22 protein-coding genes are annotated in these 20,413 nt (G+C 68.8%); 12 read left to right on the top strand and 10 right to left on the bottom strand.

Annotation, left to right across the window (positions count from 1 at the left end; genetic code table 11):
- The 3 genes from AB1I47_RS30630 to AB1I47_RS30640 form a co-directional block, all read right to left on the bottom strand.
- Positions 1-487 (bottom strand): GDYXXLXY domain-containing protein (locus tag AB1I47_RS30630; protein WP_354687426.1); only part of this gene is annotated, 487 nt, incomplete at its 3' end.
- Complete coding sequence (locus AB1I47_RS30635) at positions 484-1,602, bottom strand: DUF4401 domain-containing protein (protein WP_354687427.1); 1,119 nt, start codon at positions 1,600-1,602, stop codon at positions 484-486. The genes AB1I47_RS30635 and AB1I47_RS30630, both read right to left, overlap by 4 nt.
- A complete protein-coding gene (locus AB1I47_RS30640; protein ID WP_354687428.1) occupies positions 1,599-2,633 on the bottom strand; it encodes a DUF2157 domain-containing protein in 1,035 nt (344 codons plus the stop codon). Before AB1I47_RS30640 ends, AB1I47_RS30635 begins: the two co-directional genes overlap by 4 nt.
- Positions 2,634-2,791: 158 nt before the next feature.
- On the opposite strand from AB1I47_RS30640, the gene AB1I47_RS30645 reads away from it, so the two are divergent.
- Positions 2,792-3,559, top strand: a complete 768-nt coding sequence (locus AB1I47_RS30645; protein ID WP_354687429.1) for a 5'-methylthioadenosine/adenosylhomocysteine nucleosidase — start codon at positions 2,792-2,794, stop codon at positions 3,557-3,559.
- A gap of 73 nt (positions 3,560-3,632) precedes the next feature.
- Here the strand turns inward: AB1I47_RS30645 and AB1I47_RS30650 are convergent, their stop codons facing one another.
- On the bottom strand, positions 3,633-3,878 hold the full coding sequence (locus tag AB1I47_RS30650) for a hypothetical protein (RefSeq protein WP_354687430.1): 246 nt from the start codon (positions 3,876-3,878) through the stop codon (positions 3,633-3,635).
- A 168-nt stretch (positions 3,879-4,046) separates the two neighbouring features.
- Between AB1I47_RS30650 and hemA the strand changes: the two genes are divergently transcribed.
- The 6 genes from hemA (at position 4,047) to AB1I47_RS30680 (ending at position 9,182) form a co-directional block, all read left to right on the top strand.
- On the top strand, positions 4,047-5,351 hold the full coding sequence (gene hemA, locus AB1I47_RS30655; protein ID WP_354687431.1) for a glutamyl-tRNA reductase: 1,305 nt from the start codon (positions 4,047-4,049) through the stop codon (positions 5,349-5,351).
- A gap of 107 nt (positions 5,352-5,458) precedes the next feature.
- Complete coding sequence (gene prfA, locus AB1I47_RS30660; RefSeq protein WP_354687432.1) at positions 5,459-6,541, top strand: peptide chain release factor 1; 1,083 nt, start codon at positions 5,459-5,461, stop codon at positions 6,539-6,541.
- A gap of 184 nt (positions 6,542-6,725) precedes the next feature.
- Positions 6,726-7,052 (top strand): hypothetical protein, encoded by a 327-nt coding sequence (locus tag AB1I47_RS30665; RefSeq protein ID WP_354687433.1) that lies wholly within the window; start codon positions 6,726-6,728, stop codon positions 7,050-7,052.
- Between the two features lie 143 nt (positions 7,053-7,195).
- Positions 7,196-8,068, top strand: a complete 873-nt coding sequence (prmC, locus tag AB1I47_RS30670; RefSeq protein WP_354687434.1) for a peptide chain release factor N(5)-glutamine methyltransferase — start codon at positions 7,196-7,198, stop codon at positions 8,066-8,068.
- Positions 8,069-8,193: 125 nt separating this feature from the next.
- On the top strand, positions 8,194-8,505 hold the full coding sequence (gene grxD, locus AB1I47_RS30675) for a Grx4 family monothiol glutaredoxin (RefSeq protein ID WP_354687435.1): 312 nt from the start codon (positions 8,194-8,196) through the stop codon (positions 8,503-8,505).
- Between the two features lie 8 nt (positions 8,506-8,513).
- Positions 8,514-9,182 (top strand): UbiX family flavin prenyltransferase, encoded by a 669-nt coding sequence (locus AB1I47_RS30680; protein WP_354687436.1) that lies wholly within the window; start codon positions 8,514-8,516, stop codon positions 9,180-9,182.
- Positions 9,183-9,285: 103 nt separating this feature from the next.
- Here the strand turns inward: AB1I47_RS30680 and AB1I47_RS30685 are convergent, their stop codons facing one another.
- The 3 genes from AB1I47_RS30685 to AB1I47_RS30695 all read right to left on the bottom strand — a co-directional run bounded on the left by AB1I47_RS30685 (position 9,286) and on the right by AB1I47_RS30695 (position 12,320).
- A complete protein-coding gene (locus AB1I47_RS30685; RefSeq protein ID WP_029048349.1) occupies positions 9,286-9,480 on the bottom strand; it encodes a hypothetical protein in 195 nt (64 codons plus the stop codon).
- A 144-nt stretch (positions 9,481-9,624) separates the two neighbouring features.
- Positions 9,625-11,142 carry an L-piperidine-6-carboxylate dehydrogenase gene (amaB, locus tag AB1I47_RS30690; RefSeq protein WP_354687437.1) on the bottom strand — a complete coding sequence of 506 codons (1,518 nt, stop codon included), beginning with the start codon at positions 11,140-11,142 and terminating at the stop codon, positions 9,625-9,627.
- The gene (locus AB1I47_RS30695) at positions 11,139-12,320 is read right to left on the bottom strand and encodes a saccharopine dehydrogenase family protein (protein WP_354687438.1); all 1,182 of its coding nucleotides are present in this window, start codon (positions 12,318-12,320) and stop codon (positions 11,139-11,141) included. Before AB1I47_RS30695 ends, amaB begins: the two co-directional genes overlap by 4 nt.
- A 135-nt stretch (positions 12,321-12,455) precedes the next feature.
- Between AB1I47_RS30695 and AB1I47_RS30700 the strand changes: the two genes are divergently transcribed.
- Together AB1I47_RS30700 and dapB are read left to right on the top strand one after the other, a co-directional pair.
- The gene (locus AB1I47_RS30700) at positions 12,456-12,905 is read left to right on the top strand and encodes an Lrp/AsnC family transcriptional regulator (protein ID WP_354687439.1); all 450 of its coding nucleotides are present in this window, start codon (positions 12,456-12,458) and stop codon (positions 12,903-12,905) included.
- Between the two features lie 47 nt (positions 12,906-12,952).
- Positions 12,953-13,762 (top strand): 4-hydroxy-tetrahydrodipicolinate reductase, encoded by an 810-nt coding sequence (gene dapB, locus AB1I47_RS30705; RefSeq protein WP_354687440.1) that lies wholly within the window; start codon positions 12,953-12,955, stop codon positions 13,760-13,762.
- A 69-nt stretch (positions 13,763-13,831) separates the two neighbouring features.
- On the opposite strand, the gene AB1I47_RS30710 is transcribed toward dapB, so the two are convergent.
- The 3 genes from AB1I47_RS30710 to AB1I47_RS30720 form a co-directional block, all read right to left on the bottom strand.
- Positions 13,832-14,611 carry a hypothetical protein gene (locus AB1I47_RS30710; RefSeq protein ID WP_354687441.1) on the bottom strand — a complete coding sequence of 260 codons (780 nt, stop codon included), beginning with the start codon at positions 14,609-14,611 and terminating at the stop codon, positions 13,832-13,834.
- Positions 14,612-14,936: 325 nt separating this feature from the next.
- Positions 14,937-15,935 carry a Bug family tripartite tricarboxylate transporter substrate binding protein gene (locus AB1I47_RS30715; protein ID WP_354687442.1) on the bottom strand — a complete coding sequence of 333 codons (999 nt, stop codon included), beginning with the start codon at positions 15,933-15,935 and terminating at the stop codon, positions 14,937-14,939.
- A 60-nt stretch (positions 15,936-15,995) separates the two neighbouring features.
- Positions 15,996-17,528: an acyl-CoA synthetase gene (locus AB1I47_RS30720; RefSeq protein ID WP_354687443.1), complete on the bottom strand. Its 1,533-nt coding sequence runs from the start codon at positions 17,526-17,528 to the stop codon at positions 15,996-15,998.
- Positions 17,529-17,648: 120 nt separating this feature from the next.
- Here AB1I47_RS30720 and AB1I47_RS30725 point away from each other — a divergent pair, with 120 nt between their 5' ends.
- The 3 genes from AB1I47_RS30725 to AB1I47_RS30735 form a co-directional block, all read left to right on the top strand.
- Positions 17,649-18,563 carry a LysR family transcriptional regulator gene (locus AB1I47_RS30725; protein WP_354687444.1) on the top strand — a complete coding sequence of 305 codons (915 nt, stop codon included), beginning with the start codon at positions 17,649-17,651 and terminating at the stop codon, positions 18,561-18,563.
- A gap of 131 nt (positions 18,564-18,694) precedes the next feature.
- Positions 18,695-19,210 (top strand): winged helix-turn-helix transcriptional regulator, encoded by a 516-nt coding sequence (locus AB1I47_RS30730; RefSeq protein ID WP_354687445.1) that lies wholly within the window; start codon positions 18,695-18,697, stop codon positions 19,208-19,210.
- The coding region (locus AB1I47_RS30735; protein ID WP_354687446.1) for an MATE family efflux transporter at positions 19,203-20,413 on the top strand (1,211 nt) is incomplete at its 3' end. The genes AB1I47_RS30730 and AB1I47_RS30735, both read left to right, overlap by 8 nt.

Raw genomic sequence — 20,413 nt, forward strand, 5'->3', positions numbered from 1 at the left:
CCCGCAACCCCACCAACAGCGCTTGCCCGTCCTTCCCCACGCGGAACTCCCCAAACTCCGCCTTCGCGAACCGCTCCCCATGCCCCTCCTGGAAGAAATACGCATCCGTCGACACCTGCACCTGCGTACCGCCCCAGCGCGAGCGCGCGATCTGGTAGCGCAGCCGTTGCTCTCCCGCGGCAAGCGCCTCGCCGTGGTGCACGCGCACGAAGCTGGCCACGCCTTGGGCATCGCGGCGGATGACGGCAACGCCGTCGCGGGGCGGCCGGTTGTCCTGCGTCTGTGCCCCGCGAATCTGGTTGCCGATGTCGAAGTTCAGCGCCATATAGTCGCCTTGCATCAGCGAGCGCGGGTCGACCGGGGCGAGCTTGAGATAGACGGTGTCGCCGCGCGCCAGCAGGCGCTCCTTGCCGGCGATGCCGGTAGCGGCAAGCCCCAGCGTCAGGGCCCAGGCGATCACGATCCAGCCCTTGGTACGGATGCTCATGCGAACTCCCTGCCGGTGCGGCTGCGCAGCAGCCAGTAGCGGCCAGCCAGCAGCAGCACGCCGGCGGCGGCCAGCGTGGCGGACTTGGCCAGCAGCGTCCAGTGCAGCGCCGTGTAGTACCAGACAAAGCCGATGGCGATGGTGGCAACGCCCAGCCCCAGCCACGGCATCGAAGCCCGGCGCAGCGCCAGGCCGAGCGCGAGCACACCCGCCACGACCGCCGGCGCGGCAGCCATCAGCGCGCCGAACGCAAGCACCCCGGCCAGCACGGCGGCCTGCATCGCAGGGGCGACCGCCAGCCGCCGGCATTCCGCCAGCGCAAACCCCGCCAGCACCAGCGTGGCCAGTCCGCCCGCGATCCAGTGTGCCGCGGAAAGCTGCGCAGCATTGGGACCGGCGAGCCAGGCGAGCGGATGGCTCATCCCGGTCACCACCAGCGCGACGGCCAGCGCAAACAGCAGCGTGGCATCGGCCAGCGGCTCCAGCACCGTATGCCGGTCCGCCGCGCACAGGCGCGCTTCGGCCAGCGTGAAGGCGGTTACCAGCGCGCAAGCGATCGGCACCAGCCAGCCGAGCGACCACGTCAGCATCAGCCATTCATGCCGGGCGCCGCCCGACAGCAGGATATGCACCGCACCGGCGAGCCCGATCCACACACCCAGCCCGGACAACAGCCGATGCAAACGGTTAGGCACCAGCAGCGCCAGCGCGGCTTCGAACAGCGCCAGGCCCATCCAGTAGCCCGCTGATTCGGTCACCCGTGTGAAGCTGAGCGCCTGCGTGATGCCGTAGACGGCCAGGCCCTGGCCACTGAGGCTCACGGCCAGCGCAAACTGCCCGGCCGCAATGCCGCTGCGCCGCCAGTACAACAGCGCGGCCAGCGCGATCATGGCGAGGCCGGTCACCACCATCGCCGTCGCGTTCTCGCGCGCCGCAACGAAGACCGTGCCGACCAGGAAGAGCTGGAAGAACAAGGCGCCGAGCCAGCCGGCCGCGCCCATCAGGCAGCGCACCGCCCAGGGCGTGTGCGTGTGCTGCGGCGGCTCGCCCTGGACTTCGCCGCGTGCGGCCAGTTCCTGCCAGAGCCGCTGTTCGGTCTGCAGCGCCGTGTTCATGCCTGCTCCAGTTGCGATCGATAAGCCCGCATCAGCCAGGCCGCGGCGCCGGCCGCCAGGCCGAGCGTCACCAGCCCGAGCAGCAGGAAGGCGTCGAAGTCAGCCTTGCCCTCGAACAGCACCTTGCCGAGCGCGGCCACCGCCAGCACGATGCCCGTCAGGCAGGCCAGGCTCAGCACCACGATATCGAAGGCGCGCTGGCGGTACCACCAGACCAGCGCGGCCAGCACCACCAGCGCCAGCACGAACGAAGCGCCGTCAAAGCTGCTGCCGATCAGGCTGGACAGCCCCAGCCAGCCGGCATGCGTGCAGGCGAGCACGGCCAGCATGCGCGCGCCGGTCTGGCCGCGAAAACCTAGCCATGTGGCCCTGGCGCTTAGCAGCTGCCAAAGCGCCATCTGCACCATCACCGCGCCCAGCAGCCACAGCGTGGCGGTGCGCACGAAGCGCGCATCGAACAGCAGCGCAAAGATCCCGTCCACGCCGAAACGGATACTGAAGTAGCGCATCAGCGCCAGGTTGCCCACCGCGATCACCAGCCACCAGTGCGGCGCCGCGCGCGCGGCCAGGGCCCACGGCACCGCCAGCAGCGCCCACAGCGCGAACAGCTGCCAGGCGTCGGCGCCGGTCTGGTAGGTCTGCCCGATCACCGCCAGCAGCACGCCGGCGAGCACCTGCGCGCCGCCCAGCGCGGCCTGCCCCGCCTTGTCGACTGGCCTGCCATCTGCCTGACGCAGCCAGGCAAAGCCCGCCAGCAAGCTGATCGCGGCGGCCAGCAGGCCGAACTTGGAGAACTTGTGGAGATCCTGCCAGTTAAAGGCAAAGAAGACGATCACGCCGGCGCACAGCAAGGCGGTCCCCAGTGCCATCAAGGCCTGGTCGAGCCAGCGGCGCCAGTCGGCGGCGGCCGGTTCGGTGCGCGCCCACGGGCCGGCCACGCCGGCGGGCCCGAGCCGGCCCAGCGCGCGCCAGTCGGCCAGTGCCCGGCGGATGGCGCGCCGTTCGCCGTTTGCCACGGTAGTGACTTGCATGGTCGCCCTTGCGTACTGGGATTGTCGTTGGACTGTAGCAAAGCGGCGCCGGGGCGGCACCTGTTCTGTAGCGGGGGGTTGGTGCGCCTCAGCACACCGCCCTTTGCCACGCTGCAAGTGGCCGGTATGCTGTGGCTTTCCTTTCGCCGCCCCGCCCCATGACCCTCGGAATCCTTGCCGCCATCCACGATGAAGTCGATGGCCTGGTGGCCGCCATGCGCCATGACGACAGCCGCGCCACGCTGCGCACCGTCGGCATGCGCGACTACTACGCCGGCCACCTGTACGGGCAGCCGTGCGTGCTGGTACTGGCGCGCATGGGCAAGGTGGCGGCGTCGGCAACCACGGTCACGCTGATCCGCGAATTCGGCGCGACGCAGATCGTCTTTACCGGCCTGGCCGGTGGCATCGGCGCGCAGACCAATGTGGGCGATATCGTGATCGCCGACCGCACCCTCCAGCATGACCTGGACGCCCGCCCGTTCTTCGGCCGCCATGAAGTGCCGCTGCTGCACCGTGCCGAGTTCCCGGCCGACCCGGCGCTGACCGCCGAGCTGGAGGCCGCCGCGACGGACTTCCTGCGGCTCGACCTGCCCACCGAGGTCCCCGGCGATGTCCTGGCCCGCTTTGGCGTGTCAGCGCCGGCCTTGCACAAGGGGATGATCGCCAGCGGCGACCAGTTCATCGGCTCGCCTGTCGCGGTGGCGGAGCTGCGCGAGCGGCTGCCCGGCCTGCTGGCGGTGGAAATGGAAGGCGCCGCGGTGGCGCAGGTGTGCCACGAGTACGGCGTGCCGTATGCCGTGATGCGGACCGTCTCGGACCGTGCCGACGATACCGCCCACGTAGATTTCCCGGCATTCCTGAAGGATGTGGCCAGCCACTATTCAAGCAGCGTGCTCCGGCGCCTGCTCGCCGCAAGGGCGTGATACGGAAGGCTTGCGCCCACCTGATCTGCATCAAATAGCGCGCAGATTTCCGACCACGGAGTCAGTTCTGTTTTTACCGCCCGCGCGGCCGGACCGTGCCCCAGAGGCCGACCAGCAGCGCCGAGCCGGCGATTACCGCCAGCCAGCTGCTGAGCTGCCCGTCGATAAACAGGTGCAGCGCCCGGCCGGCATAGAAAGCGGCCGCGGCACCCGCCGCGCCCAGCGCCAGCGCGGCCGGCAGCGTCACCACGCGTCCCGCCGGATGCAGCCGGCGCGCCGCCAGCCCCACCAGCAAACCCACGATCAAGGTGCCCAGCATTCCCTTCTCCAGTGTTGTACGGATCACAGCCATAACGGGCTGCGGCGTAACGATACTGCAATCGGCGGCCCGTGCCATGCCGCACGGTGGCGCCCCTGCAATGAGCGATCCCGGCGGTATAATGGCATCCGGTCCGGCCACGCTCCGGGCCGCACCTGTCCCCTACCAATGCAACTGCTCGCGATCGGCATCAATCACACGACGGCACCTGTCTCGCTGCGCGAGCGGGTGGCGTTTCCGCTCGAGCAGATCAAACCGGCCCTGGGCGCGCTGCGCGAGCACCTGTCCGGCCGCAGCGGCACCGAAGCCGCCATCCTGTCCACCTGCAACCGCACCGAAATCTACTGCGCCACCGACGTCCTGAAGCCGGGCCAGGAAGGTTTCGAGCACACGCTGCGGTGGCTGTCGCAGCATCACAACGTGCCCGCCAGCGAACTGGCACCGCACCTGTACGCGCTGCCGCAGTCCGAAGCCGTGCGCCATGCCTTCCGCGTGGCCAGCGGGCTGGATTCGATGGTGCTGGGCGAAACCCAGATTCTCGGCCAGCTCAAGGACGCCGTGCGCACCGCGGGCGAAGCCGGCTCGCTGGGCACTTACCTGAACCAGTTGTTCCAGCGCACCTTCGCGGTGGCCAAGGAAGTGCGCGGCCAGACCGAAATCGGCGCGCATTCGGTGTCGATGGCCGCGGCCGCGGTGCGGCTGGCGCAACGGATCTTTGAAAGCGTCTCGACCCAGCGCGTGCTGTTTATCGGCGCCGGCGAAATGATCGAGCTGTGCGCGACGCACTTCGCCGCGCAGCAACCGCGCCAGATCGTGGTGGCCAACCGCACCGTCGAGCGCGGCGAGAAGCTGGCCGAGCAGCTGTCCGGCCAGGGCCTGACCGCCAACGCCATCCGCCTGACGGATCTGGGCGAGCGTTTGCATGAGTTCGATATCGTGGTGTCGTGCACCGCCAGCTCGCTGCCGATCATCGGCCTGGGCGCGGTGGAGCGCGCGGTCAAGCGCCGCAAGCACCGCCCGATCATGATGGTCGACCTGGCCGTGCCGCGCGACGTCGAGCCCGAAGTCGCGCGCCTGGACGATGTCTTCCTGTACACCGTCGACGACCTTGGCGCGATCGTGCGTGAAGGCAATGCACTGCGCCAGGCTGCCGTGGCGCAGGCTGAAGCCATTATCGAAAGCCGGGTGCAGAACTTCATGCACTGGCTGGAAACCCGCAGCGTGGTGCCCGTCATCCGCGAACTGCAGACCAGCGGCGAGGCCATCCGCCGGGCCGAACTGGATCGCGCGCGCCGCATGCTGGCGCGCGGCGACGACCCCGAGGCCGTGCTCGAAGCACTGTCCGGCGCGCTGACCCGCAAGTTCCTGCACGGCCCGACGCACGCGCTGAACCACACCCAGGGCGAGGACCGCGAGGCGCTGCTGCGCCTGGTGCCGGGCCTGTTCCGCCACAGCAGCCACTCCGAGCGCTAGCCGCGTTCGCCCAGCCGACCCGCGCGCCATTGCGCCGGTCACGCCATCGCCGCAGCGCCCCCGACGCCGCGAGCGGCCCGGCCCACCCTCATTCCTGTCCGCACCCGATGAAAGCCAGCATGCTTGCCAAGCTCGACCAACTGGCCGAGCGACTCGACGAAGTCAACGCCCTGCTCGCGCGCGAAGACGCGACCGCCAAGATCGACCAGTACCGCAAGCTCAGCCGCGAGCATGCCGAGCTGTCGCCGGTGGCGCAGCAGTACGGCGAATACCGCCAGGCGCAGGACGACCTGGCCACCGCGCAGGCGCTGCTGGACGATCCGGAGATGAAAGACTTCGCGGCCGACGAAATCACCAGCGCGCGCGAGCGGCTGGAATCGCTCGAAGCCAGCCTGCAGCGCCTGCTGTTGCCAAAGGATCCCAACGACGACCGCAACCTGCTGCTGGAAATCCGCGCGGGCGCCGGCGGCGAGGAAAGCGCGCTGTTCGCTGCCGACCTGCTGCGCATGTACACGCGTTATGCCGAACGCCAGCGCTGGCAGGTGGAGGTCATGAGCGAGTCCGAGTCGGACCTGGGCGGCTACAAGGAAGTGATCGTACGGATTGCCGGCGACGCGGCGTTTTCCAGGCTGAAGTTCGAGTCCGGCGGCCACCGTGTGCAGCGCGTGCCGGCCACCGAGGCGCAGGGGCGCATCCACACTTCGGCCTGCACGGTGGCAGTGATGCCGGAAGCCGATGAAGTCGGCGAAGTCGAGATCAACCCGGCCGACCTGCGCATCGACACGTTCCGCGCCTCGGGCGCCGGCGGCCAGCACGTCAACAAGACCGACTCCGCGGTACGCCTGACTCACCTGCCCACCGGCATCGTGGTCGAGTGCCAGGACGACCGCAGCCAGCACCGCAACAAGGACAAGGCGATGAAGGTGCTGGCCGCGCGCATCAAGGACATGCAGACGCGCGCCGCGCAGGCCAAAGAAGCCAGCACGCGGCGCAACCTGATCGGCTCGGGCGACCGCAGCGACCGCATCCGCACCTACAACTTCCCGCAGGGTCGCGTGACCGATCACCGCATCAACCTGACGCTCTACAAGATCGACATGATCATGGACGGCGACCTGGATGAGCTGCTGGCCGCGCTGTCCGCCGAGCACCAGGCCGACCAGCTTGCGGCACTGGGAGAGGACGCTTAAACCACGCTTGTAACCGTCCCACCATCAACACTGCGTAAAGTCGCCGATATAGTTGTATTTCTTGTAAATGCTTGAAACAGCACTAGTAGCGCAATAGGCCCTGTCTATAATCGATTTCGACCGGCAAACGGAGAATGGTGCCGGGTGAGTCTCCTCCCGATAAAACATACCCAAGGAAGAAATCATGAAAAAGCTGCTCGCACTGTTGATAATCACCGCGGCCATGGCCGCCTGCAGCAAGAAGGAAGAAGCCCCGGCCGCCTCCAGCGCCGAAAGCGCCATGCAAAGCGCGGCTGAATCCGCCAAGGCCGCCGCGAGCGACGCCGCTGCTGCCGCCAGCAGTGCCGCAGACGCCGCCAAGGCCGCTGCCAGCGATGCCGCCTCCAGCGCTTCGGTCGCCGCCGAGAAGGCCAAGGAAGAAGCTGGCCAGGCCATGGCCAACGCCAAGCAGGCCGCCAAGGACGCAGTCAACGCCAGCGCCGAAAAGGCCAAGGACGCAGTCAATAAGTAATCGTCGCGGCGGGGGCTTCAGGCACCCGCCGTCAAACTGGCGGTACACTTGGCGCCAAGCCGGAAGTCCCGCCACAAAGCCCCGCCAGGCCTTGCGCCGGTGGGGTTTTTTGTGGCCGGCAACAGAACCGTCCGTACCTGTCGATGTCCTTCCCAAACACAGCCACCTTGCCGGCGACGCCCACGCTGCGCGAAGCGCAGTCACTGGCCGCGATGGCCGGCCTGCCCGCGCTGGAAGCGCGCATGCTGCTGACGCACGTGACCGGCCTGAGCCGCACGCAGCTCATCACGTGCGACACCGATACCCTCAGTCTTGCCCAGCGCGATGCCTTTGCCACGCTGCTGGCACGGCGCCTGGCCGGCGAGCCGATGGCCTACCTGATCGGCGAGCGCGAATTCTTCGGCCGCAAGTTCCGCGTCACGCCCGATGTGCTGATTCCCCGTCCCGACACCGAGATCGCCGCCGAAGCGGCGCTGGCGCGGCTCGCCGACGTGCCGCAGCCGCTGGTGCTGGACCTCGGCACAGGCTCTGGCATCCTGGCCGTGACACTGGCGCGCGAGCGTGGCGACGCACAGGTGTGGGCCACCGATATCTCGCCCGGCGCGCTGATGGTGGCACAGGACAACGCCAGCGCACTCGGCGCCGAACGCATCCATTTCCTGGTGTCGGACTGGTACGCGGCGCTGCCGCCGGAGCTGCGCTTTCACCTGATCGTCAGCAACCCGCCTTATATCGCCGCGGGTGATCCGCACCTGGCAGAGGGCGACCTGCGCTTCGAGCCGATCGACGCACTGACCGACCATGAAGACGGCCTTGCAGACCTGGGCGCCATCGTCGGCGGCGCCGGCGCGCGGCTACTGCCCGGCGGCTGGCTGCTGATGGAGCATGGCTTCGACCAGGCGCAGGCGACGCGCACGCTGCTGGAGGCGGCCGGCTTTACCGAAGTCTTCACCGCACGCGACCTGGCAGGCCAGGAACGCTGCAGCGGTGGACGCTGGCCCGGGGCGCCAGCCTGAAGCGGCGCGGCGATTCCGGTAAAATCGCCGACAACACAGATCTGCGCCGTGCGGCTGGCCGCACGGTATCCCATTCTCCCCCGGCGGCGCCCATGAACCGGCATCGCCCAACCGCAAAGCAAACCATGAGCGACGTGCAGCAAAAGATTGACCAGATCGTCAAGGGCAACCCGGTGGTCCTGTTCATGAAGGGCACCGCGCAGTTCCCGATGTGCGGCTTCTCGGGCCGCGCCATCCAGATCCTGAAGGCCTGCGGCGTCGACGCGCCGACCACGGTCAACGTGCTCGAAGACGAAGGCATCCGCCAGGGCATCAAGGAATACGCCAACTGGCCCACCATCCCGCAGCTCTACGTGAACGGCGAGTTCATCGGCGGCTCGGACATCATGATGGAGATGTACCAGAACGGCGAACTGCAGACCCTGCTGAAGGGCTGAACCCCGCCATGCCTGTGACCGGCGGCGGGGGTACCGTTACACCGCAACGGGGTACCGTTACACCGCAACGGCTGATCGTCGCCATCACGGGCGCCACCGGCGCCATCTACGGCGTGCGCCTGCTGCAGGTGCTGCGCGCGGCGCCGTCGGTGGAAACGCATCTGCTGATTTCGCCGGCCGGCGTGATGAACCTGCAGCACGAGCTGGAGATCAGCCGTGCCGAGGTGGAGGCGCTCGCCAGCGTCGTGCACAACGTGCGCGATATCGGCGCCACCATTGCCAGCGGCTCGTTCCGCGCGCACGCGATGGTGGTCGCGCCCTGCTCGATGCGCACGCTGGCGGCCATCGCGCATGGCCTGTCCGACAACCTGATCACGCGCGCAGCCGACGTCACGCTCAAGGAGCGGCGCAAGCTGGTGCTGATGGTCAGGGAAACACCGCTGAACCTCGCGCATCTGCGCAATATGACGGCGGTGACGGAAATGGGCGGGATCGTATTCCCGCCGGTGCCGGGCTTCTACCAGAAGCCGCAGAGCATAGCCGAGCTGGTCGACCATACGGTCGGCCGCGTGCTGGACCTGGTCGATCTGCATGAAATCGGCCAGACGCTCACGCCCAGCTGGGGCGGGCTGAACCCACTCAGCCCGCGGCCCAATGACGCGGCAGGCGGCAACTGAACGCTGCTGCCGGGCTCCCTGCCGTTGCTTCAATCCACGCTACGCTGCGGCATCCTCCTGCAACATCCGGCCAACCGCCGGCATCTCGAACGCTGCCAGGCGATTACCAGCGCCGATAGCCACGGCCATAGTAGCCATAGCCGCCGTAGTAGTACGGCCTGGGCGCGACGACCACTGGCGCGGGGGCGACATACACGGGCGCAGGGCCTACCGCAGGGCCCGCGGGGGTGGGATAGACGGCGCAGCCGCCCAGCAGGGTGACCGACGCCGCCGCAGCGGCCAGTCCAATCGTCAGCATTCTCATGGTTTTTTCCTTGGGGACCTTGAGGGTCGGAACGGGCATGTCCCTGCCCTGCTGACGTTATACGGGCTCGCGGCGTAATACGGCGTCAAGCGCATGTAAGGCTTGTTACCGTTCCCTACTGAGCGGGCGCGTCACGCCTCAGATCTCGAAGCGGATCCCCTGGGCCAATGGCAACGAATCGCCATAGTTGATCGTGTTGGTCGCCCGGCGCATATACCCCTTCCACGCATCCGAACCGGACTCCCGGCCGCCACCGGTAGCCTTCTCGCCGCCAAAGGCACCCCCGATCTCCGCGCCGCTGGTGCCGATATTGACGTTGGCGATGCCGCAGTCGCTGCCGGCCGATGACAGGAAGCGCTCGGCCTCGCGCAGCGATTCGGTGAAGATGCACGACGATAGCCCGTGCGCGGCGGCATTATTCAGCGCGATGGCCTCATCGAAGCTGGTGTACGGCATCAGGTACAGGATCGGCGCGAAGGTTTCGGTCAGCATGGTGTCGTGCTGCGCGTCGGTCATCACCAGCGCGGGGCGCACGTACCAGGCATGCGGAAAGCGGTCGGCCAGCAGCCGTTCGCCGCCGGTGACGATATTGCCCATGGCGCGGCATGCGGCCAGCGCATTGGCCATGGCCTCGCCGGCGGCGTTGTCGATCAGCGGGCCGACCAGCGTGCCGTCTTCCAGCGGGTCGCCCACCGGCAACCGGTCGAACACGGTGATCAGCCGGCTCGCCATGGTGTCCATCAGGTCGGCATGGATAAAGCAGCGGCGCAGCGTGGTGCAGCGCTGCCCGGCGGTGCCGGCCGCCGCGAAGGTGATCGCGCGCACGGCCAGTTCGATGTCGGCGGAGGGCGCGACGATGGCGGCATTGTTGCCACCGAGTTCCAGGATGCTGCGCTTGAAGTGCCCGGCGCAGGCGATGCCGACGTCGCGGCCCATGCGGGTCGAGCCGGTGGCGCTGACCAGCCGCACCGCCGGGTGCGACACCAGGTGGTTGCCCAGCATCCGTCCTCCGGCCAGCACCACCGAGATGCCGGTATGCTGCGGCGCCGCCGCGGCCAGCACGCGCTCCAGCAGCCCTTGCGCGGCCAGCGCGCTCAGCGTGGCCTTTTCCGAAGGCTTCCACACCACGCCGTTGCCGCATACCAGCGCCAGCGCCGCATTCCACGCCCACACCGCCACCGGGAAGTTGAAGGCCGAGATCACGCCGCACAGCCCGTACGGGTGCCAGGTCTCGCGCATCGCGTGCTGGGGGCGCTCCGAGGCGATGGTCAACCCGTGCAACTGGCGCGACAGCCCGACGGCGAAGTCGCAGATATCGATCATCTCCTGCACCTCGCCCATCCCCTCCTGCAGGATCTTGCCGGTCTCCAGCGACACAATGCGGCCCAGCGCCGGCTTGTGCTCGCGCAACACCTCGCCGAAACGCCGCACGATCTCGCCGCGCGCGGGCGCGGGCAGCAGCGCCCAGGTCGTCTGCGCCGCGTGCGCGCGCGCGATCAGCGCGTCGGCCTGCGCCGGCGTGCAGGCGGGCACATGGCCGATGGCCTCGCCATCCACCGGCGAGCGTACCGTCACGGTGCCGGCCGGCGTGCCGTCATGCCATGGCCGTGGCAGGCCCATCGAATCCCAGCAGGCAGCGAACTGTTGCGCTTTCATACGAGAGTCTCCTGGAGCGGGTGCTGCGTGTAGTGGCGGCCGAAGCGGTTGGCGAGGAAGGCGTCGAGCGGCATCTGCTCCTGCCGCACAAAGCCCGCCTGCGGCAGCGCGCCGGTGGCCACCTGGTCGAGCGCGGTGCAGATGCCCGCGGCGGTGGTGAGCTGGATCGCGTTGACATGGCCACCCTTGCCATCCACCCCGCCGATGCGGGCCGAGAACGAAGCCTGTGTCAGCGGCCCGCGCCCGCGTTCGCCGCCGGCCGGGTAGCCGGTGGCGGTGGCGAACACGATCACCACGTCCTGATCGGTGACCGGTATGGCGCGATCAAAGATATCGCGCAGCCATTCGCGGCGTTCGCGCAGTCGGAGGTCATTGAGCAGCAGCTTCATCAGCGCGCAGTGGCCGGGATAGCGGATGGACTTGTAGTCGACATGGCGCGCGCGCCCGGCCAGTGTCTCGGGCAGCGTGCCGAGGCCGCCTGATGTATTAAAGGCTTCGTATTCGATACCGTCCAGCGCGAAGCTTTCCAGCCCTTCCAGCGCGGTCAGCTCGACGCGGCGGCCGTCAACAATGGCCTCGCACGGGTTGCAGTACTCGTTGATCAGTCCCTCGGTGCTCCACGTCAGGTTGTACTTGAGCGCGTTGCTGGGATAGCGCGGCAGCGCGCCCACGCGCATCTGCAGATCCAGCAGTTCGCCGCCACCGCGCAGAAAACGCTGCGCCAGGTCGTGCCCGACCACGCCGATAAAGCCCGGCGCCAGCCCGCATTGCGGCATCAACACCGAACGCGCACCCTGCGCCAGCGCGCGGATGGCCTGGGTGGCGGCCACGTCCTCGGTCAGGTCGAAGTAATGCACGCCCAGGCGCGCCGCCACCGAGGCCACGCTGAGTGCGGCATGGAACGGCAGCGCGTTAAGCACGGCGTCGGCGCCGGCCAGCAGCGCGGCGCACGTGCCCGGTTCGGTGGGGTCGCCGGCACGTGCCAGCACGCCGGGCGGCAGGCCGTCGAGGCGGCGTGCGTCATGGTCGACCACGCTGACGCGGTAGTCGCCACTGTCGTGCAGCATCGCCGCAATGGTGCGGCCGATCTTGCCGGCGCCCAGCACCGTCACGTGCAGCGGGCGGGTTGCCTTGGGCAGGTCGCGCGGGGCCTGACGGCCCAGGTTCGAGGCTTGCATGGTGTCTCCGTCCACAAGAAAGGTTGTCCCGTTGACTGGAGTATGGATAGGGCGCAAGTCGGAATGAAGGACCAAGAATAACGAAAACCCTCCATAATCGAACGCAACGACGACGCTTATCGCCGGAATGACGAAATGACCGATCTCGACACCACCGACCGCCACCTGCTGTCGCTGCTGCAGGCCAATGCGCGCGAAAGCGCCGCCAACCTCGCCCGGCGCCTGGGTATCGCCCGCACCACCGTGGTCGCGCGCATCGCCCGACTGGAGCGCAGCGGCGTGATCGCCGGCTACGGCGTGCGGCTGGGGCAGAAGATGGAAGACAACGCGATCCTGGCCTATTGCGGGCTGTCGGTGCAGCCCAAGGCGGCGCCGGCGATCCTGCGCGCGCTGCAGCGGCTGCCCGAGATCGAGGAAGTCAATTCGGTCAGCGGCCCGGTGGACTACCTGGTGGCAATCCGCTGCGACACGCACGACCGGCTCGACCGGCTGCTGGACGAGATCGGCATGCTTGACGGCGTCAACCACACCACCACGTCGATCGTGCTGGCGCGCAAGCTCGACCGCCGGCGCGCTGCCCGCTGACGGGGTATCCTGCCAGACCCGATCAAGCCATTGCGGAGAAGCACAATATGAACAATCCGATCCGTGTCGCCGTCGGCGGCGTGACCGGCTGGGCCGGCGGCGAGCTGGCGCGCGGCGTGGCGCACGCCCCCGACATGATGCTGGTGGCGGGCCTGTCGCGCGGCGCCGCCGGGCAGGCGCTGGCGCAGCTGACCGGCCATGCCGATACCCCGGGCGTGGCTGCCGCCAGCATCGAGACGCTGGGCGAAACGCCCTATGACGTCTATGTCGAATACACCAAACCCGCCATCGCCAAGCACAACATCCTGCAGGCGCTGGCGCACGGCGCGCATGTGGTGGTGGGTACCTCGGGCCTGACCGACGAGGACTATGCCGAGATCGACGCGGCCGCGCGCCAGGCCGACCGCGGCGTGCTCGCATGCGGCAATTTCGCCATCACGGTGGTGTTGCTGCAGAAGTTTGCCGAGATGGCGGCGCGCCACCTTGAGCACTGGGAGATCATCGACTACGCCAAGGCCGGCAAGGTCGACGTGCCGTCCGGCACGGTGCGCGAGCTGGCCTACCGGCTCGGCCAGGTCAAGACCGCCGCGCAGGTGGTGCCGGTGGACCAGGTCAACGGCCCGAAAGAAACCCGCGGCGCCACCATGTCGGGCACGCAGGTCCATGCGGTGCGACTGCCGGGCTACCAGCTCGGGGTGGAGGTGATCTTCGGCGCCGAGGGCCAGCGCCTGCACCTGAAGCACGAGGCCGGCGATGGCTCAACGCCCTATGTCGCCGGCGCGCTGCTGGCGATCCGCAAGGTTCACACCGTGCGCGGCGTGGTGCGGGGGCTGGACAAGGTGATGGAGGGGCTGTGAGGACTGAGCGGCCCGAGCGCGTCGCCCCCGCGCACGCGGCGACGACGCGGTTGCTTGCGCGATCCCGTGTTACCAGCTACCCGGATTGACCGGCTTGGGCGCCGGCTTGGCAGCGGCCTGGTCGGCTGACTTCTCGGCTGACTTCTCGGCTGACTTCGCGGCCGCCTTGTCCGCCGACTTGCCGCCCTTCGCCGCGGGCGCCGAGGCCGGCTTCGGGTTGAGCTGCTGGTCGATCTCGGCGTCCTTGTTGGCCATCAGCATGCGCGCCTGCGGCAGCAGCATCTCGATGGTGCCGGTGGTGGGATCTTCCGGCATCGCGTACAGCTCCACCGTCAACGGCCTCTGCATCCAGCCGGCGTGCAGCGTCTTGACGGTCTTGCCGCCCTTGCCGGGCATATCGACCTGTTCCTGCCGGAACGGCTTGCCGTACAGCGCGCTGACGCTGTCGGCGGCGGCCTGCTGCGAATTGGCGCCGGCGGTCGGCACGATCAGGCCGACCAGCGCATTGCGGTCAACAAAGGCCACCACGTAGGAACCATCCATAAAGGCCGGGCGCTTGTCGCGCGGCACGCCCACCTGGCGCATCAGGCCATCGCCCTTCAGTTCGACACAGAAACCGGTCACGTCGCGGCCGTCGGGTGAGCGCTTGTCGGCGCAGTCAGGCAGGGCCGGCAGCGGGTTGCCGATTTCCAGCATGCCGAGGAGCGGCGCCAGGGCGCTGTTGTTCGACGGGGCCGAGGAGGGAGATGCAGGCTTGGCGGCGGCGGGGGCGGAGGCAGGTGCGGCGATGGCGCAAGTCGCGGCGCCAAGCAGGCCGGCGAGCGCCAGCCCGGCAACGGGAAATTTCAAATCGGACTCCTGGATGAACCGGGAAAAAACAAACCCCAGGGAAAGGGCACCGGGGTTGGAGCACGCCCCGGCCGGGATGTTCCGTGCAGTGAGTGACGATGTCGTCACTGACGGCCGGCTGTTATGGGGCGACCGTCAGCTTAACCGATCGTCTCGGCGGTTTCGGCACTTGCCGCTGCGCGTCGTTGTGGGTGGTGTTGGTCTGGACGCGCCTGCCCGCTCCCCCGGCCCCTCTCCCGCGGGCGGGAGAGGGGTGGGGAGAGGGCCGCAGCCTCAACGAAGTAACGCGCTCGGTATTCCCCCGCCCTCGCCCAGCGCCCCACACTCAATCCAGCGTAATGTTGTTAGCCCGAATCACCTTCCCCCAATGCTCCCGATCCGCCTCGATATACCGGTCGATCTCCGCCTGCGAGCGCGGCTGCAGCACTACCAGCCCCAGCGCATTGAAAGTCGAACGGAACTGCGGATCCTTCAGCACGTGCGCGGCCGCGGCCTGCAGTTTGGCCACCGCATCGGCCGGCGTCTGTGCCGGCACCGCCAGCCCGAACCAGGTCGACGCCTGGAAGTTGGGATAGCCGCTCTCCGCCACCGTCGGCACATTGGGCAGCACATCCAGCCGCGTGCGGCCGGTGACCGCCAGCGCCTTGAGCTTGCCCGCCTTGATATGCGGCAGCGAGGTGCTGACCACATCGACCATCAGCTGCACATCGTTGGCCAGCAGCGCCGCCAGCGCCGGCGCGCTGCCGTTGTACGGCACGTGCGTGACGCTGATGCCCAGTTCGGTCTTGAGCATCTCCGTCGCAAGCTGCAGCGCATTGCCCAGCCCCACCGACGCATAGTTGAGCTTGCCGCCGGCAGACTTGGCATACGACGCGAACTCGCGGATATTGCTGGCCGGCACCTGCGCGTTGGTCACCACCACCAGCGGCACCTCGGCGCCAAGGGTGAAGATCTTGAAATCCTTGGGCGGATCGTAGGTGATTTTCTTGTACAGCATCGGGTTCAGCACCATGCTGCCGTTGGTCGCCAGCACCATGGTGTAGCCGTCGGCAGGCGCGCGCGCCACGCTGTTGGTGCCGATCATGGTGGCCGCGCCCGGGCGGTTTTCCACCACCACGGTCTGGCCGAGCTGCCGCGACATGCCTTCGGCCAGCGCGCGCCCGAACTGGTCGGTCGAACCGCCCGGCGTGTACGGCACCACCAGCTTGAGCGGCCGGTCGGGGTAAGCGGCCTGCGCCGCCCCGCCCCAGAAAGCCAGCGCACACCCCGCGCCGGCGGCCATCGCGGCGAGCCAGGCGCGCCGTCCGCTTTGTTTGCTGTGCATCGCGTCTCCTGTCGATATCTTTGTCGTTGTGCTTGTCACGCTGCCCGCCGCACCGCGGGTTCACACGCGGCGCTGGCGGCCTTCCCAGTATCGGTCACGCAGCCGGCGCTTGGCGAGCTTGCCGGTCTCGTCGCGCGGTAGCTGCGCCTCGATCACGATGCTGCGCGGCACCTTGAAGCCCGAGAGCCGCTGGCGCAGCCAGTCGATCACCTCGGCCTCGCGGATCTCCACGCCGGGCATCGGCTGCACCATGCCGAGCAGGCGCTCGCCGTACTCGTCGTCGGGAATGCCGAACACCACGCAGTCGGCCACGCCGGGATAGCGCACCAGCTCGTGTTCGATCTCGGCCGGGTAGATGTTGACGCCGCCGGAGATCACCATATCGGAGGCGCGGTCGCAGATAAACAGGTAGCCGTCGGCATCGACATAGCCCATGTCGCCAAGGGTCACCAGCCCGCCGCGATCGATCGCGGCGCGGGCGGCGTCGTTGTTGCGGTAGGTGAAGTCGGGATAGGCGGGCTGGCGCACATAGACCAGGCCGACCTCGCCCGGCGCGCACTGGCGGCCGTTCTCGTCGAGGATGCGAAGCTGCGCGGCATCGACCGGCTTGCCGGCGGTGCCGGGGCGCGCGGCGGCGTCGGCCGGGGTGGCCACGGTGATCATGCCCGCCTCGCTGGAGGCGTAGGTTTCGTGGATGATCGGGCCAAACCAGTCCAGCATGGCACGCTTGACGTCGGGCGCGCACGGCGAGCCGGTGGAGGCGACGAAGCGCAGCGACGACAGATCGTATTTTGCGCGCAGCTCGGGCGCCAGCTTGAGCAGGCGCACATACATGATCGGCACCAGGTAGATCACGTCGATGCGGTGCTGTTCCACCAGCGCCAGCACCTGCTCGGGATCGAAGCGCGGCGTGATCACCAGCCGCTCGGCCATCTGCAGCGCGTTCTGGATAAACACCCCGGGCGCGCTGTGGTACAGCGGCGCCGACATCAGCGCCCGGCAGCCGGGCACGATGCCGATGCTCTGCCGCACCACCGAACGCATGCGCGCGAGCTGGTCTTCGAGCTGGTCCAGCGGCACCGCGCCGCGCACCACGCCCTTGGGCCGGCCGGTGGTGCCGGAGGTATAGGCCATATGGCCGCGCGGGGCCACGCGCGGGCCGTCGTACGCGGGCTGTCGCGCGAGCCAGCTTTCGTATTCGATGGCGCCCGCGGCGCTGCCGCCAACGGACAGCACCGTCATGCCGGCCGGCACCGCGTCGCGCACGGCATCGAGCAGGTCGGCCTGCACCAGCAGCACTTTCGCGCCGCTGTCGGTCAGCAGAAAGCGCACTTCCTCGGCAGTGAAATGCCAGTTGATCGGGCAGTAGTAGCAGCCGGCGGTGCGGCAGGCGTGAACCACGTCGGCATAGGCCGGGTCGTTGCGCAGCAGCACCGCAACCACGTCGCCCTCCTGCACACCGAGGGTGCGCAGGCCGCCGGCCAGTCGGGCGCCGCGCGCCAGCAGCTCGTCGCCGGTGCGATGCAGGTCTTCAAACCAGAGGTCCGTGGCCATCCCTTGTCTCCTGTTTTGCTGTGCGTTGTGCCGGGGCATTCGCGCCTCCGCGCACGGCGGGGCAGCTAGCCACTGTATCGGCGCTTACCTGGATCGACAATCACGCGCAACGGAATCACAATGTTGCGCCATAGGTGACAATTCTTCAGGCAATCCCGGATGGACCTCAACCTGATCCAGGCCTTTGTCGACATCGTCGATGCCGGCAACCTGGCCGAGGCGGGCCGGCGGCGCGGCGTCACGCGCTCGCAGGTAAGCCGCCAGTTGCGCGAGCTGGAGCACCAGTCCGGCGCCCAGTTGCTGCGCCGGACCACGCGCCGGCTGGAGCTGACCGAACCCGGCCATGCGCTGTACCAGCACGGCGTGCGCATCCTGCAGGAGGTGGCGTCGGCGCAGGCCGAGATCGACAGCCTGGGCAAGACGCTGCGCGGCCATGTGCGCGTCAGCGTGCCGACGGGGCTGGGCGATGCCTATCTCGCGCCGCTGCTGCTGCGGTTCGCGCGGATGCACCCCGGCATTACGCTGCGCGTGTTCTTTGCCAACCGGGTCAACGACCTGATCGCCGCGGAAATCGACGTGGCGCTGAAGGTGACATCGGCACCGCCGCTGGACCATGTGGCGCGTGAAATCTGCGACATCCGCTGGCAACTGTATGCATCGCCCGAGTATCTTGCTCACATCCCGCCGGTACGCGTACCGCCGGACCTCGCCGGCTGCCAGTTCCTGTGCCCGCCCTACCCGCCGCGGCAGTTCGCGCTGTCGCTGTACCGCGACGGCCAGCGCGTCGACGTGGCGCTGACGCCTACGCTGCAGTCCGAAAACTTCCTGTTCCTGGCCCGGGCCGTGCGCGAGGGCCACGGCATCGGCCTGTTGCCGGTCTACATCGGTTGGGAGGAAGTCCGCGCCGGCCGGCTGGTGCCGGTATTGCCCGACTGGCGCCTGGAAGGGCTGGGCAACCGGCTCTTTATCATCACCACGCCCAACCTGCATCCGTCGATGGCGTCGCGCGCGCTGATCGAATTCATGCGCGAACAGCTCGGCAAGATAGAGGTGTTCCGGGACACCGCGGCCTGAGCGCCTGCGCCGGCACACCGGTCGGTGACCGCACAGCATTTCACGGCGTCCGCAGCACGCTTTCATTTTGCAAGCTATGATCCAGCAAACTTGCAAATTGAAAGCAAGCCGACGTCACCAAGGCGAAGACCATGCCCCCTACCGATTTCACCGCGATGCCCTGCCCCGTCGCCCGCTCCATGGCGGTACTGGGCGAACGCTGGGCCATCCTCGTGTTGCGCGAGGCCTTCTACGGCAGCACCCGCTTCGACGAGTTTGAAAGCAACCTCGGCATCGCCCCCAATATCCTCAGTGCGCGCCTGAAGACGCTGGTCGCGCACGGGCTGCTGGTGCGCGTTACGCCAGACGGCGGCGGCCGCCACGTCTACCAGCTCACCGACAAGGGCCGCGACTTCTTCCCCGCCTATGTCGCGCTGAAGGCCTGGGCCGACCGCTGGATGAGCGATGAAAAAGGCCCGCTGACGCTGCTGAAGGACCGCCGCACCGGCAAGGAAATCGCCCAGCCGTCGCTGGCCCGCGCGGATGGCACTGAAATTACGCTGGACGACCTGCGCGTGGCACCCGGCCCCGGCGCCGGCCGCTTCCTGCGGCAGCGTTTTGGCGATGCCGGAACCGCCGGCGCGCACGGGGAGGACAGCCATGGCTGATACCCGCGTATTGCCGGCGGGTGCGGTGCCGCCAGACGCGGTGCCGGCCACCGAACTCGCGCGCCGCATCGGCAAACTGGCCGGCCCGACCGCGCTGATCGCGGTGCTGCAGGCAGTGGCGCAACTGATCGAGACGTGGCTGGCCGCGCGCCAGGGCACGGCGGCGCTGGCGGGCTGGGCGGTGGTGCTGCCGTTTGCGCTGCTGCTGCAACAGATGTCGACCGGGGCGATGGGTGGCGGCGTGGTCGCGGCGATCGCCCGGGCGCTCGGCGCCAACAAGCGCGAGGAAGCGTCGTCGCTGGTGATGCATGCGCTGCTGATCGCGGTGATCGCCGGGCTGGCGTTCGCCGTGGCGCTGGCCGCCTTTCCGCGCGGCTTGCTGGGCGCGGTGGGCGGCGACACCGCGGCCGAGGCTGCCGCCACCTACGCGGTCTGGCTGTTCGGCGCCGGCGCCATACCGGCGTGGCTGGCCAACACGCTGGCTTCGGTGCTGCGCGGCGGCGGCCGCCATGCGCTGGCCGCGCGCGTGCTGGTGTTGATGTGGGTAGCCTTCCCGCCACTGGCGTGGCTGCTGGCAGAGCCCGCCGGCATGGGCCTGGCCGGCATCGGCGCGGCGCTGGCGGGGGTGTCCTGGGCGGCGGCGCTGGCGATGGCGGTCGTGGTCGCGCGCGGCGGCGCGGGCTTCGTGCCGGTGCTGCGGGTGCGCCCGTCGTGGGCGCTGTTCGCGCGCATTCTGTCGGTGGGGCTGGTGGCTTGCGCGCTGGCGGCGGTGGGCAACCTGACCACCATCCTGGTGACCGCGCAATTGCGCCATCACGGCACCGCGGCGGTGGCGGCCTACGGCATCTCGGCGCGGCTGGAATTCCTGATGATCCCGCTGGCATTTGGCGTGGGTTCGGCGCTGACGGCGCTGGTCGGCCGCGCGGTAGGCGCGGGCGACTGGCACACCGCGCGGCGCACGGCGTGGGTAGGGGCGTTGCTGGCGCTGGCGATCGCCGGCACGGCGGGCGCCGCGGTGGGGCTGGCGCCGGTGCGCTTTGCCGGCTGGTTCACCACCGATGCGGAAGTGGCCGCCATCGCCGCGCGCGCGCTGTCATGGGTGGGGCCGGCGTTTGGCGGCTTCGGGCTGGGGATGGCGTTGTATTTTGCGTCGATGGGGGCTGGGCGGATGCGCTGGCCGGTGGTTGCGGGGTTGTGCCGGAT

Origin of the sequence: Cupriavidus necator, assembly GCF_040578825.1 — a bacterium.
In the GTDB taxonomy this organism is placed as follows: Bacteria; Pseudomonadota; Gammaproteobacteria; order Burkholderiales; family Burkholderiaceae; genus Cupriavidus; species Cupriavidus necator_E.

Bases quoted from the DNA above. Each gene is read 5' to 3' on its own strand.
- AB1I47_RS30635 (WP_354687427.1), bottom strand. From the start codon at position 1,602: ATGAACACGGCGCTGCAGACCGAACAGCGGCTCTGGCAGGAACTGGCC.
- AB1I47_RS30640 (WP_354687428.1), bottom strand. From the start codon at position 2,633: ATGCAAGTCACTACCGTGGCAAACGGCGAACGGCGCGCCATCCGCCGG.
- AB1I47_RS30645 (WP_354687429.1), top strand. From the start codon at position 2,792: ATGACCCTCGGAATCCTTGCCGCCATCCACGATGAAGTCGATGGCCTG.
- AB1I47_RS30650 (WP_354687430.1), bottom strand. From the start codon at position 3,878: ATGCTGGGCACCTTGATCGTGGGTTTGCTGGTGGGGCTGGCGGCGCGC.
- hemA (WP_354687431.1), top strand. From the start codon at position 4,047: ATGCAACTGCTCGCGATCGGCATCAATCACACGACGGCACCTGTCTCG.
- prfA (WP_354687432.1), top strand. From the start codon at position 5,459: ATGAAAGCCAGCATGCTTGCCAAGCTCGACCAACTGGCCGAGCGACTC.
- AB1I47_RS30665 (WP_354687433.1), top strand. From the start codon at position 6,726: ATGAAAAAGCTGCTCGCACTGTTGATAATCACCGCGGCCATGGCCGCC.
- prmC (WP_354687434.1), top strand. From the start codon at position 7,196: ATGTCCTTCCCAAACACAGCCACCTTGCCGGCGACGCCCACGCTGCGC.
- grxD (WP_354687435.1), top strand. From the start codon at position 8,194: ATGAGCGACGTGCAGCAAAAGATTGACCAGATCGTCAAGGGCAACCCG.
- AB1I47_RS30680 (WP_354687436.1), top strand. From the start codon at position 8,514: ATGCCTGTGACCGGCGGCGGGGGTACCGTTACACCGCAACGGGGTACC.
- AB1I47_RS30685 (WP_029048349.1), bottom strand. From the start codon at position 9,480: ATGCTGACGATTGGACTGGCCGCTGCGGCGGCGTCGGTCACCCTGCTG.
- amaB (WP_354687437.1), bottom strand. From the start codon at position 11,142: ATGAAAGCGCAACAGTTCGCTGCCTGCTGGGATTCGATGGGCCTGCCA.
- AB1I47_RS30695 (WP_354687438.1), bottom strand. From the start codon at position 12,320: ATGCAAGCCTCGAACCTGGGCCGTCAGGCCCCGCGCGACCTGCCCAAG.
- AB1I47_RS30700 (WP_354687439.1), top strand. From the start codon at position 12,456: ATGACCGATCTCGACACCACCGACCGCCACCTGCTGTCGCTGCTGCAG.
- dapB (WP_354687440.1), top strand. From the start codon at position 12,953: ATGAACAATCCGATCCGTGTCGCCGTCGGCGGCGTGACCGGCTGGGCC.
- AB1I47_RS30715 (WP_354687442.1), bottom strand. From the start codon at position 15,935: ATGCACAGCAAACAAAGCGGACGGCGCGCCTGGCTCGCCGCGATGGCC.
- AB1I47_RS30720 (WP_354687443.1), bottom strand. From the start codon at position 17,528: ATGCCCCGGCACAACGCACAGCAAAACAGGAGACAAGGGATGGCCACG.
- AB1I47_RS30725 (WP_354687444.1), top strand. From the start codon at position 17,649: ATGGACCTCAACCTGATCCAGGCCTTTGTCGACATCGTCGATGCCGGC.
- AB1I47_RS30730 (WP_354687445.1), top strand. From the start codon at position 18,695: ATGCCCCCTACCGATTTCACCGCGATGCCCTGCCCCGTCGCCCGCTCC.